The 12,752-nt window shown below is 32.2% G+C and carries 15 protein-coding genes; 11 read left to right on the top strand and 4 right to left on the bottom strand.

The genetic code is table 11. The features are described 5' to 3' along the window. Positions 1-96 precede the first annotated feature (96 nt). The 5 genes from FHK87_RS11760 (at position 97) to FHK87_RS11740 (ending at position 3,966) form a co-directional block, all read left to right on the top strand. Positions 97-921 (top strand): thymidylate synthase, encoded by an 825-nt coding sequence (locus FHK87_RS11760; protein WP_140593056.1) that lies wholly within the window; start codon positions 97-99, stop codon positions 919-921. Positions 922-946: 25 nt separating this feature from the next. Next, positions 947-1,372 (top strand): energy transducer TonB, encoded by a 426-nt coding sequence (locus tag FHK87_RS11755; protein WP_140593053.1) that lies wholly within the window; start codon positions 947-949, stop codon positions 1,370-1,372. 110 nt (positions 1,373-1,482) lie between these two features. After that, positions 1,483-2,649, top strand: coding sequence for an ergothioneine biosynthesis protein EgtB (gene egtB / locus FHK87_RS11750; RefSeq protein WP_140593050.1), 1,167 nt, complete (start codon positions 1,483-1,485; stop codon positions 2,647-2,649). A gap of 12 nt (positions 2,650-2,661) precedes the next feature. Then, entirely contained in the window at positions 2,662-3,636 is a 975-nt protein-coding gene (locus tag FHK87_RS11745; protein ID WP_140593047.1) for an L-histidine N(alpha)-methyltransferase, read from the top strand. Between the two features lie 48 nt (positions 3,637-3,684). Next, positions 3,685-3,966 carry a DUF427 domain-containing protein gene (locus FHK87_RS11740; RefSeq protein WP_226294212.1) on the top strand — a complete coding sequence of 94 codons (282 nt, stop codon included), beginning with the start codon at positions 3,685-3,687 and terminating at the stop codon, positions 3,964-3,966. A gap of 21 nt (positions 3,967-3,987) precedes the next feature. On the opposite strand, the gene FHK87_RS11735 is transcribed toward FHK87_RS11740, so the two are convergent. Both FHK87_RS11735 and FHK87_RS11730 read right to left on the bottom strand, forming a co-directional pair. Then, complete coding sequence (locus FHK87_RS11735) at positions 3,988-4,284, bottom strand: isoamylase early set domain-containing protein (protein WP_140593042.1); 297 nt, start codon at positions 4,282-4,284, stop codon at positions 3,988-3,990. Positions 4,285-4,415: 131 nt separating this feature from the next. Continuing rightward, on the bottom strand, positions 4,416-5,498 hold the full coding sequence (locus FHK87_RS11730) for an aminotransferase class V-fold PLP-dependent enzyme (RefSeq protein WP_140593039.1): 1,083 nt from the start codon (positions 5,496-5,498) through the stop codon (positions 4,416-4,418). A 66-nt stretch (positions 5,499-5,564) separates the two neighbouring features. On the opposite strand from FHK87_RS11730, the gene FHK87_RS11725 reads away from it, so the two are divergent. The 5 genes from FHK87_RS11725 (at position 5,565) to FHK87_RS11705 (ending at position 11,005) form a co-directional block, all read left to right on the top strand. Further along, positions 5,565-6,509: a dihydrofolate reductase gene (locus FHK87_RS11725; RefSeq protein ID WP_140593036.1), complete on the top strand. Its 945-nt coding sequence runs from the start codon at positions 5,565-5,567 to the stop codon at positions 6,507-6,509. Beyond that, positions 6,509-7,360, top strand: a complete 852-nt coding sequence (locus tag FHK87_RS11720; protein WP_140593034.1) for a fructosamine kinase family protein — start codon at positions 6,509-6,511, stop codon at positions 7,358-7,360. The genes FHK87_RS11725 and FHK87_RS11720 overlap by 1 nt, the downstream gene beginning before the upstream one ends. A 101-nt stretch (positions 7,361-7,461) precedes the next feature. After that, entirely contained in the window at positions 7,462-8,343 is an 882-nt protein-coding gene (gene fabD / locus FHK87_RS11715) for an ACP S-malonyltransferase (RefSeq protein WP_140593032.1), read from the top strand. An 82-nt stretch (positions 8,344-8,425) separates the two neighbouring features. After that, positions 8,426-9,841 carry a S41 family peptidase gene (locus FHK87_RS11710; RefSeq protein WP_140593030.1) on the top strand — a complete coding sequence of 472 codons (1,416 nt, stop codon included), beginning with the start codon at positions 8,426-8,428 and terminating at the stop codon, positions 9,839-9,841. Between the two features lie 255 nt (positions 9,842-10,096). Further along, positions 10,097-11,005 (top strand): NAD(P)/FAD-dependent oxidoreductase, encoded by a 909-nt coding sequence (locus tag FHK87_RS11705; protein ID WP_140593028.1) that lies wholly within the window; start codon positions 10,097-10,099, stop codon positions 11,003-11,005. 45 nt (positions 11,006-11,050) lie between these two features. Here FHK87_RS11705 and FHK87_RS11700 read toward each other — a convergent pair whose 3' ends face one another. Beyond that, the gene (locus tag FHK87_RS11700; protein WP_140593026.1) at positions 11,051-11,557 is read right to left on the bottom strand and encodes a hypothetical protein; all 507 of its coding nucleotides are present in this window, start codon (positions 11,555-11,557) and stop codon (positions 11,051-11,053) included. A 294-nt stretch (positions 11,558-11,851) separates the two neighbouring features. On the opposite strand from FHK87_RS11700, the gene FHK87_RS11695 reads away from it, so the two are divergent. Then, positions 11,852-12,058, top strand: coding sequence for a hypothetical protein (locus tag FHK87_RS11695; protein ID WP_140593024.1), 207 nt, complete (start codon positions 11,852-11,854; stop codon positions 12,056-12,058). A 152-nt stretch (positions 12,059-12,210) separates the two neighbouring features. On the opposite strand, the gene FHK87_RS11690 is transcribed toward FHK87_RS11695, so the two are convergent. Next, positions 12,211-12,729, bottom strand: a complete 519-nt coding sequence (locus FHK87_RS11690; RefSeq protein WP_140593022.1) for a GTP cyclohydrolase II — start codon at positions 12,727-12,729, stop codon at positions 12,211-12,213. Positions 12,730-12,752 lie beyond the last annotated feature (23 nt).

Below are 12,752 nucleotides of genomic sequence, written 5' to 3'. Positions count from 1 at the left end.
CTTTAAGTTAACTAAAATGAGAATCCTATTTTTTGTATATTTGAGATTTATTACGAAAATTTTAACAATTATAAATTTAGTTAAGGAAGTTAGAAAATGAAGCAGTATCATGATCTTGTTCGTCATGTATTAGAGAATGGGAATGAAAAAGGTGACCGAACAGGCACTGGTACCAAAAGTGTTTTTGGATACCAAATGAGATTTGACCTTAGTGAAGGTTTCCCCATGGTGACTACAAAGAAATTGCACTTTAAATCTATAGTGTATGAGCTCCTATGGTTTTTAAAAGGAGATACAAATATTAATTATTTGAATGAAAACGGTGTCCGTATTTGGAATGAGTGGGCAGATGAGAATGGTGATTTAGGACCTGTGTATGGCCACCAATGGAGAAACTGGGACGATAATGAGATTGACCAAATCAAAGAAATTGTTGATACACTGAAAAATAATCCTAATAGTAGACGAATGCTTGTTTCTGCTTGGAATCCTAGTGTAATGCCAGATACTTCAAAATCTTTTTCAGAAAATGTAGCAAATGGAAAGGCAGCTTTGCCTCCTTGTCACGCATTTTTTCAATTTTATGTGGCAAATAACAAATTATCTTGCCAGTTGTATCAGCGTAGCGCAGATATTTTCTTAGGAGTTCCATTTAATATAGCTTCTTATGCATTATTTACTATGATGATGGCTCAAGTTTGTGGCTATGAACCAGGGGAATTTATTCATACATTTGGTGATGCCCATATTTATAATAATCATGTAGAGCAATTAGAGTTACAGCTATCACGCGAACCTCGTAAATTACCTAGAATGATCCTTAATTCTGAGGTAAAAGATATTTTTGGCTTCGTTTTTGATGATTTCAAGTTAGTAGACTATAATCCGCACCCTCATATCAAAGGTACTGTGGCAGTTTGACACCCCAAATTTAAAAGAACTACTTATGAAAAAACTATTACTATTATTGACATTTTTAACCACTGTATTTTCTTTTGCTCAAGATGCAATTATCCTTTCTCAAGAAAATGCAAACGAAAAAGGGATATCCCCAATATGGCCTAAGTGTGAGAAATCTAGACAAAGTCCTTCACAATGTTTTGATCAAAAATTAAGAACTCATATCATTCAAAAGTTTGAATACCCTGATGAAGCTCTTGATGAAGGTCTGAGTGGCACAGTTACTATAGAATTTATCATCAATAAAAAAGGTAAAGTAGAGGTTTTAGAAGTTACAGGCGGTCATCGTTATTTACAATTGGCAGCCATAAAAATTATTAGAGCTATACCCAAAATGAAACCTGGGCTATGGGGAGAAAAACCAATAGCTATTGCTTATACTGTTCCTATTACATTTCGAAAGCCACAATAATACCCTTTAGAAATGTTAATTTTAACATTGGATTAACCTTGCTAAAAAGTAGTACAAAATAAAAAACAGTAAATTTGAGTGTTTGCATAAAATTGTAAACGCTCTTTTTTATGGTTATTACTGATGATTTACTTACATTATTTTTAGAAACACGTTCCTGTACAGAAGAAATTTGTGCACCACTTCAAGTAGAAGATTATGTAGTGCAACCTGTAGTAGATGTCTCACCTCCAAAATGGCATTTAGGACATACAACTTGGTTTTTTGAAGAATTTATCTTGTCAAAATATATAAAAGATTACAAACGATTTCACTCTGACTTTGATTATGTGTTTAATAGTTATTATGAAAGTGTAGGTAAACGAGTAGTACGTACAAATAGAGGAAATTTGTCTAGGCCTACGGTAAGTGAAGTCTATGAATACCGCGATTATGTGACTTCGAAGTTGCAAACTTTATTAGAAGAAAATGAAAGTTCTGACGTAAGAACATTAGTTGAGATAGGTATTCATCATGAAAAACAACATCAAGAATTATTAATCACAGATATCAAGTTTATTTTGGGAAATAATCCTTTGTTACCAAAATATAATGATACCTTTTCTGAGGTTTTAGCAACTATAGATACTTCAAGTTATATTGAAGTAAAAGGAGGTATTTATGAAATTGGGCATAAAGATGATGACTTTTGTTATGATAATGAATTAGGTGTACACAAAGTACTTCTGAATGATTTTTTAATTGCAGACAAATTAGTGAGTAACAAAGAATATCTGGAATTTATTAATGCAGGAGGATATAAAGATAGTTTGCTTTGGCATGCTGAAGCATGGGACTGGATCAATAACGAAGCCATTAACGCTCCTTTATATTGGCACAAAATTGAAGGACAATATCAGCACTATACACTGCAAGGGCTAAAAGCTTTACAGTTGGATGCTCCCGTTACTCATATTTCTTATTATGAAGCATTTGCATTTGCACAATGGAGAGGAGAACGTTTGCCAACAGAGTTTGAATGGGAAGCCGCTCAATCCTATTTTAAATGGGGAGAGCGTTGGGAATGGACAGAAAGTGCATACTTGCCTTATCCAAATTATACTAAAGCTCCAGGTGCTCTGGGAGAATATAATGGTAAATTTATGGTGAATCAAAAGGTACTGAGAGGGGGATCGGTAGCTACTCCACAAAATCATACAAGGCCTACATATCGTAATTTTTTTCATCCAAACCTTAGATGGCAATTTACTGGATTGCGATTAGTAAAGGATAAATAATTCTAATTTTACATGAGTTCTAAAGATCAAAAAGTTTTAACTTCTACTTTTGAAAAAGAAGTTTATGAGGGATTAACCGCTTTTCCAAAATATTTATCTTCCAAATTTTTTTATGACGAAATAGGAGACAAGCTTTTTCAGCAAATAATGGCCTTGCCAGAATATTACCTCACAAGGGCAGAGTATGAAATTTTTGAAACTCATGCTCTTGAGATTGTGAATAGTTTTGATACTGATAAAAATGGATTTGATCTTATAGAATTGGGAGCTGGTGATGGAAAGAAAACCAAAATACTCCTCAAAGAATTAATAGGAAATAAGTTTGACTTTGTCTACAAACCTATAGATATTAGTGAAAATGCAGTAGAAGGGCTTTTGAATAATCTTCAATCAGAAATGCCCAAAGTTGAAGTGCAAGGGCAAATAGGAGAATACTTTGAAGTTTTAGACAAACTAAAACAGATGAGTGACCGTAAAAAAATAATAATGGTTTTAGGCTCTAATATCGGCAATTTGTTGCATCCTAGAGCAATTCAATTTTTAAAGCAGTTATGTAATGCAATGCATACAGAGGATCTAATTTTTATGGGTTTTGATCAAAAAAAGCATCCACAGAAAGTTTTGGATGCGTACAACGACCAAACTGGTATAACAGCAGCTTTTAATAAAAATGTATTAGCTCGAATCAATAAAGAGTTGAAAGGTAATTTTGATGTCGATAAGTTTTTACATTGGGAGACATATGATCCCGAGAGCGGTACTGCCAAAAGTTATTTGGTAAGCAAAGAAAAACAGACAGTAGATATTGATAATCTATCTTTACAAGTTCATTTTGAAGCTTGGGAAAGTATTCATACAGAAATTTCTCAAAAATATGATGATGATATTGTAAAATGGTTAGCTAAAGAATCTGGATTAAAAATTACTAAATCTTTTTCTGATAACGGTCAAAATTATAAGAACTATCTATTTGCTAAGGCTGATTGATTTTTGTTAACTGTTAATTTGTAATTTAAATCATAAAACTTAAATATAATGAAAGCAATCTGGAATGGTCAAATAATAGCAGAAAGTAATGATACGAAAGTAATAGAAAACAATCATTATTTTCCTGCAGATAGTATCAAAGAAGAATTTTTTAAATCTAGTGATACACATACAAACTGCCCATGGAAAGGCGTAGCATCTTATTATACAATTAATGTAGAAGGGAAAGAAAATCAAGACGCTGCATGGTATTATCCTAAAACCAGTGATCTTGCTAAACAGATTGAAGGATACGTTGCTTTTTGGAAAGGTGTTGAGGTTGTAGAATAACCTGCAACACCTTATTATATATTATACAACTAATAGACTGTTGTCTGCAGCAGCAAAATCATTCCATTGATATCCATCTGCTTCCATTTCATTAGTCCATTCTCCATCTACAAGATACTTGAATTCAAATTTGTTATCCTTTGGTAAATCTACAGTTCCTTTAAAATTACCATTTTTTAATTTTTTTAGTATAGTAGCTTTGGTATCCCACTCATTGAATTCTCCTGCAACACTTACACTTTTTGCTTCTTTTGCAGGTACGATAAAAGTTACTTTGCAAATAGGTTTTGATTTTAAATACTGTTTGGTAATCGCCATAATTATTGTTTTAATTTTTGATTATTTAATTGTTGATTGTAAATACTTGATTAAGTTACTACAAATTATTAAAAACATAAAATCATAATTGGCAGCTATTCAACAATTTAATTAACATTTAACAATAGATATTAACGATAACGATATAGTGCAGAAAATAATGCATCAATGTCTTCAATTGTATTATAAAAATGAAGGCTGATTCGAATTCCTTCACCTCTTAATGAGGTAATAATATTTTGTTCTCTCAAAAAATTAAATAAGTTTTGATCTCCTTTGATATTAAATATAGAACTATGGTTTGTACGCTGTATAATATCTTTTCCTAAAAGATCTTTGATTTTTAATTCATCCTTTAAGTATGTACTTAATTCATTAATTTTTTTTTCAATATTAGATAACCCAATAGAGGTCAAGAAATGAATAGAATGTTGTAAACTTCCAAAGGTAAGAGTGTCTAGATGCCCACACTCAAATCGTGCTTGCAAATTAGTATATGAAGAATCATAGGGTGAATGAGTACTTGCATTGATATATGAGGTAGGAGTGATACTTTCTAAAATATTTTGTTTACATATTATAAAACCATTTCCATATCCTCCCAGTAGCCATTTGTAACTACTACTGCCTAAAATATCTATCCCTGAAGATTCAAAATCAAAGTTTTTGGTACCACAAAATTGTGTCGCATCGGCAATAATCAACATATCCGGATAATCTCGTTTTAGTTCTTTTATAAATTCAAGATCAATTGTAATACCACTTATATATTGTACAAGACTAAAAGCAAAAACATTAGGTTTATGTTTTTGTATGGCAGTTTTAATATTTTCTTCTACAACAGCATTTACTTCAGCATAACAGACCTCAAATCCCTTGCTTAATACCGCAAAGTTAATCGAAGGATAATCTTCGTCTAGTAAAAGGACTTTTTGTTTGGTATTGATACCTTCCAGTATGGTATTGAATCCTGTAGAGAAATTAGATACTAATACAATTTCACTATTAGGAGCACCCAAAAAAGAAGCTATACTTTGTTTTACTGTAGTCAAAAAATGTTGTTGTTGTTCTCTAAAGATGCTTCCACCTATTAAAAAATCAAGATCGTGTTCTTGTCGATATTCTAGAAGTGAATTGTATAAAATGCCTGAGGATGCTGTATTTAGATAGGTGTTTTGTGTTAAAATGGGAAACTCTTTTCTAAAATTCTTCATAAGTATTTTGAAGGCTTTTTGTTAAAAACTATATCTTTACTTTTCAGTACTAAGGTAATAACAAATATGTTTTCAAAAAATAAAGAATCTAACCAGATAGACCCTTTACAACGTGAATTATATGAACATGCACGTAAGCGTGTGATCCAAAAAAAGAGATTGTTTCAACATTTTATTGTTTTTTTGGTGGGATCGTTATTTTTTGTAGTTCTAAATCTGGTTTTCGGCTATGGAAAGGATATTACATTTTTTGGAATAGATTGGTACATTATCGCTATACTATTATGGTCGTTTTTATTGATCTTACATTTTTGTAATGTGTGGTTATTTAGCAAATTTATGGGGCAAGAATGGACTGATCGCCAAATGGAAAGATTGATTATAAAACAAAAAGAAGAAATTGCTTTAATACAAAAAGATGTTGATTTGATGTATCCTAAAGACGAATTGTTAAAAAAGAAAGAAGCTTTTATAAAACAACAGAAAGACACAACTGTCCATCAAGAAAAAATAGAAGAAGTGATACAAAAAATTACAATGATTGCCGCGGCGGGAGAAAATAATGCTCTAGGCAAGGATAATGATTTAGTTTGGCATTTGCCGGATGATTTTAAACGTTTTAAAGAGCTCACGACTGGACATCATATCATTATGGGACGCAAAACATTTGAATCGTTTCCTAAGTTATTACCTAATCGTATTCATATTGTTATCTCTCGCAATACCAATTATCAGGCTAGTGGAGCAATTGTTGTGCAAACTATGGAAGAGGCACTAAATATGGCCAAAAATGATTCAAATCCATTTATTATAGGAGGAGGAGAAATTTATAAACTTGGTCTAGAATATGCTGATGTTATAGAACTTACGAGAGTTCATGCAGATTTTGATGCAGATGCATTTTTTCCTTTAATCGACGCAGATATCTGGGAAGTAGAAAATGAACAGTTTCATGATCAAGATGAAAAACATAATTACCCTTTTACCTATATCACTTATGTAAAAAGATAATGTTGTCTTCAGATGTTATTGCGTATTTAGAAAAACAACTTTTAGAAAAAATATGTAAAGTCACTCCTTTGGCAGGTGGAGATATTAATGAAGTATATGCTTTAGAGACCAGTACTCAAAAATTTGTTGTTAAAACGAATAGTGCTTCTCGTTTTCCTGCAATGTTTGAAGCCGAAACCAAAGGATTAACGTTTCTAAGAGATTCGAATACTTTTACGGTACTCAAAGTAATCTTTGTCGGAGAATATAATGATACAGCCGTTTTGATACTGTCATACATGCATCAAAATGTAGCATGTAAAGATTTTTGGCAAATATTTGGAAGAAGCCTTGCCAGGTTGCATCAATATACAGATCCTCAATTCGGTTTTGAAAACGATAATTATATTGGTAGTTTACCACAATATAATGCTCGATGCGGTACATCTTTGTTATTTTATCGTACCCAAAGATTACAACCACAATTTGACCTTGCTTTACAACATGGATTTATATTTAAACATTTGGATACATTTTATAAAACTTTAGAAGATATTATTCCTGAAGAATCTTCGAGTTTGATTCATGGAGATTTGTGGAATGGTAATTATATAATAGATACAACGGGAAATCCTTGTTTGATTGATCCGGCTATTGCTTTTGCATCTAGAGAAATGGATATTGCTATGATGCATCTGTTTGGAGGATTCAAAAATGAGGTGTTTGATGCATATCAAGAGGCTTTTCCTCTGGTAGAAGGTTGGAAGACTAGATTATCACTATGGCAATTATATTATATTTTGGTACACCTTAACTTGTTTGGAAGTTCTTATTATAATAGAGCTCAAAAAATTATAGAAATGTACTTGTGATCATATTTCTTTATAATTGCTTTTTACGTAATACAAAGATTACAAACTTTTATTCTTTATTTAATCCTTACTTTTGTCAAAATTTTAAACATACTTATCATATGAACGCATATGTATTCCCCGGTCAGGGCGCACAATTTTCAGGAATGGGTCTTGATCTTTATGATAATTCTGAAATTGCAAAGGAGCTTTTTGATAAAGCCAATGATATTCTAGGTTTTGAAATTACCAAAATCATGTTCGAAGGAACAGCAGACGAACTCAAACAAACCAAAGTAACACAACCTGCCATTTTTTTACATTCTGTAATTCTGAGTAAAGTATTAGGTGACCGTTTTAAGCCAGATATGGTAGCAGGGCATTCTCTGGGGGAATTCTCAGCACTGGTTGCCAATGGAACACTTCAATTTGAAGATGCTTTACAATTAGTGTCAAAACGTGCAATGGCTATGCAAAAGGCTTGTGAATTACAACCTTCTACAATGGCAGCAGTATTGGGATTAGAAGATCAGGTAGTTGAAGAAGGGTGTGAAGCGACAGAAGGTATTGTTGTAGCCGCAAATTATAACTGCCCAGGACAATTAGTAATCTCGGGAGAAGTCGAAGCTATTGACAGAGCATGTGAATGGATGAAAGAAAAAGGAGCACGTAGAGCATTAGTGTTACCGGTAGGAGGAGCATTTCATTCTCCATTAATGGAACCAGCTAGAGAAGAACTTGCTGCAGCGATAGAAGCAACAAATTTTGCCAAACCTATGTGTCCTATTTATCAAAATGTGACCACAACGGCAGTTACAAATCCCGAAGAGATAAAAAAGAATATTATAGCACAACTTACAGCACCTGTAAAGTGGACACAAAGTGTTCAAAATATGATCAAAGATGGTGCATCATCCTTTACAGAAGTGGGTCCGGGAAAGGTATTATCAGGTTTAGTAAAAAAGATAGATCGTTCTGCAGAGACAGCGATTGCGCAGATGTAAAAAGGCTTAAATTTCACAAACAATAAGTGTAACAAAGTATTTTACTTTTAGTCTAATTGGTTTAACATCAATCAAAAAAACCATGAAGACAAATAATTTTAAATCATTATCAATGCTATTGCTCGTCGCGATAGCATTTTCTTTTTCATCACAAAACATATTTGCTCAAAACAATAGTGACATTACAGGGGTTTGGAAAATGAGAGGATATGGATGGATTTTTGAAGTAACCGACACAGAAATTTCTATTTATGACCAAACAAAAGTATCCTGCTTGCCAGCTAAAAAATATCCGACGGCAATAATCGATGATAAAATGGCAACGGATAATACCTTAACTTTAAAAATAGGTATTTCTACATACACTTTGGATCGTTTGACCAGACTTCCTGAAATATGTGTTAGTAAGCTTACAAAAAAACAAAAGAAAGACCCTTTTTATAATTTTGATGTTTTATGGAATACCTTCAATGATCATTATGCATACTTTGAACTTCGAGGTATAGACTGGAAAAAATCATATGATACCTATCGAAATAAAATTACAGATAAAACCTCTGATGCCGAGCTGTTCGCTATTTTTTATGAAATGTTAGAAACGTTTGATGATGGACATGTTGATATAGAGGCTCCTGATAAAATAATGGAAAAAGCAGCAAAGATCCTGAATGAGACCTCACAACCAGATCAAGACATTAAAAAACTGTATACCTCAATTTTTGAGAAGTATATCCCAAAACATAATACACATAACTTTACACGCACAGTTTGGGGAAAAATCACTGATAAAGTAGGATATATACAAGTTAATAGTATGTCTACTCAGTCCTATTATGGACTTACAGAAAAAATGTCTGAAAAAGAAGCGACCAAAGTGTATCTTGATGCATATCAATCAAGCCAAAATCCTATGCAAGACGAAGTCGATGGGATAAACAAAACAATGCAAAGAATAAGAAAGGATTTTGGTGATATAGAGCATGTTATTTTGGATGTACGTTTTAATGGTGGAGGATATGACACAGTTTCTTTTAAGATTCTAGAATATTTTGCAAATCAACCTTTTACTGCATTTCGTAAGCAAGCAAGAGATGAGAGTAGTTCAACATCTTCATACACTTATACTTTAAAACCTACTGATAATACTTTTAAGGCAAAATTATATATTCTACAAAGCTATTGGTCTGCTAGTGCTGTAGAAACTATGTTACTGGCCTCTTTACAATTAGATCACGTATCACGTATAGGCTCATCATCAGAGGGTATTCTTTCTGACGCTCTAGAAAAAGTACTCCCTAATGGATGGACATTTACACTTTCTAATGAAGCATATTTAACACCAGAAGGTAAGAATTATGAGGTCAAAGGGATTCCGGTGGATGTAGATTTAGGATATCCTAAAAATAGTAAAGAGCTATATAAAATGTTAGCAGAAGAACTAAAAACTACAGGAGACCGAGCTATAGAGCATGTTTTGAAAGTTGCAGACAGACCTTAAGAATTACCACAAGTAATCAAAAAAAACAATTCATTATCATTTTTTATGTTTTACACTTGAGGGTATTAATCCTCAAAATTTCTGATATTATGAATTACATAATTTTTATTAATGCAATTTAATTGCATTAATAAAAATTGTTCTTAAATTTGTATAGGTTTTTTTAAACAAAAGGGATATTAAATAAGAAATATGTTTTAAAAAGGACGTTTAGTACTGATTTTTTTAATCCCTCACATTTTAATAAATAATAATATGAATGATTCTGAAAAATTTGAAGTGATTATAATTGGGGGCAGTTACGCAGGGCTTTCTGCTGCAATGGCGTTGGGGCGTTCTTTGAGAAATGTTTTAATCATTGACGGAGAAGCTCCATGCAATCGATTCACACCTCATTCGCATAATTTTATTACTCATGATGGTGAAGTTCCACACTTAATTGCTCAAAAAGCGATAGATCAGGTTCTGGAATATGATACCATAAAAATGATTAAAGATTTTGCAATACATGCAAAAAAAACAGATATAGGTTTTGAGATTAGTACCAAATCTAAACAAAGCTTTAGTGCTGAAAAATTAATTTTTGCTACAGGGATAAAAGATTTAATGCTTGATATCAAAGGGTTTTCGGATTGTTGGGGAGTCTCTGTAATACATTGTCCGTATTGTCATGGATATGAGTTTAGAAATCAAAAAACAGGTATTTTATCTAATGGAGATAGTGCATTTCATCTTGCTCAACTAGTTCATAATTTAACAGATGATGTAGTAATCTTAACTTCTGAAAAAGCAAATTTTAGCAGTGAACAGCAGGCAAAATTACGTAAACATAATATTCAGATCATTGAAAATAAAATTTTGGAAATTCAACATGATAATGGATATATCAAAAATGTGATTTTCGAAGACGGAAGTAAAACAAATTTTGATGCTATATATGCTCGTATACCCTTTAAACAACATTCAGAAATTCCTGAATCTTTGGGGTGTGAATTTACAGATACCGGAATTTTGAAAGCAGATGCATATCAAAAAACTAATATATCCGGGATATTTGCTTGTGGTGATAATTCAAGTCAAATGCGCTCAGTATCTTATGCTGTAGCTACAGGAAATATTGCCGGAGCAATGACAAATATGGAATTGATTGATGACAAGTTCTAAAAAGATAGAAAACAACCTTTTATATCATAAAACATAACAACTTACTTATTGCTTGTAATCTTTGATAACGATTTTACCTTCTAAAAAATCAAATAGGATATAATGTGTTTTAAAACCATATTTTTTTATCCATTTTTTATTTAGAGGGTATTTTTCTCCATTGTATGTTGATATCTCCATAAATATTTCGGGTAAACCATCATCATCATAATCATCAATATAAAAATGTTCAGGGTTACTACCATCAACTCCAAAAAGGTAACCTCCATCCATTTCAAATGGGTATGTAATCATGCGATCAAGAGAACTTAAGTATAATGTCATGGTGTAGCAACAGTGACCTCCACCAGAATACTGAAACAAGATTTTGTCATATATTTTATCACCGTCTAAATCTCTATTTTTTAAATAGTTCTTAGACTCTTCAATCATGGACTGAAATGGATTTATAGCAGCTGTATTAGTAATCGTGTCTGTAGCCTTATTTTGAGCATTACAATATAAAGCTACATGTAATAAGATTAAAAATATATTGAATGTGTAGCTTTTCATAATAAAAATCTTGTTTGTGAAATTAAAAATAAATTTAAAATAAGATACATGTTTGATGGATTATTGTTTTTCATTCACAATATGCTTTTTCAGTTAATTTTAACTTATTTAATATGTATCAAGCGGGTAACTTTTTACATCTTCTATACTCTTCTGTATGTGCTATTTGATAGAATACCTAATAAAGTACATATACTATTCTCTGTATTAAAATATTCTTTCGCGATGAATGGGCATAAATCCCGGGTGTCCTTAATCGACCGGGAAAATTTTGAACATAAATTATTTTTTAAAATGAAAACATCAATGTTAAAAAACCTAGAATTGAATGCAAAAAGAGTGTTGTCTAGAAATGAGCTTAAAACGATACTTGCAGGACAGCAACTAGAAGATGATGAGCAATGCCCTCAAGGTGGGATTCCATGTAGTTGTACCAATAATGGAGGAGGTATAACTGTAGGGTGTGCTTCAAGTATAGAAGCTTGTTTTAGCTTTTGCTAATAAGTAATATTTTGATGAGGTCTGAAAAGTAACTGTTTGTTGTCAAACCGAACTTGTCGAAGTTTTTAATTGTTTGATTTTCAGAATATTTTCGACAGGCTCAGATTGATAATTTTTTTGCTTTTAGTTCTTTTTAGCCCTCATCTTTTGATCTAAACATCAAGAATTGTAGGTTGTGTTCCTGTTACAACAATACCGTGCTTTGTAAGTGTATCTACTTTTTTAGGGTTGTTTGTAAGCATACGAATCGAGGTTACCCCGATCTCATTTAATATTTTTGCAGCAGGAGTAAAGTCTCGAGCATCTTCTTTATAACCTGCTATTTTGTAAGCTTCGGCCTGAGATAATCCTGCTCTTTTATGCGGAATACTTTTTAAAAGTGCCAGATGTCCATTGCCTTTTCCTTCTTGTTCTAACCAAACGATAATACCTTTTCCTTCTTTTTGGATAAGTTGCTGTGAGATTTCCATCTGCTCTCTACAGTCACATTCAATGCTATTAAAATGATGCGCAAAAATACATGAAGAATGTATGCGGCATAATACATCCTCTTCGCCATCGATATCTCCCATAATCAAGGCATGAGATTCTTGTTGCCCATCATAAAATAAAATTTCACGATACTCGCCAAATTTTGTTTTGAGCTCGGTTTCTGCTAGTTTAATAATCACGGTTTATATATTTATTGTTGTTA

This window comes from Aquimarina algicola (genome assembly GCF_006443095.1).
In the GTDB taxonomy this organism is placed as follows: domain Bacteria; phylum Bacteroidota; class Bacteroidia; order Flavobacteriales; family Flavobacteriaceae; genus Aquimarina; species Aquimarina algicola.
This window is presented reverse-complemented; position numbering and strand designations above follow the sequence as displayed.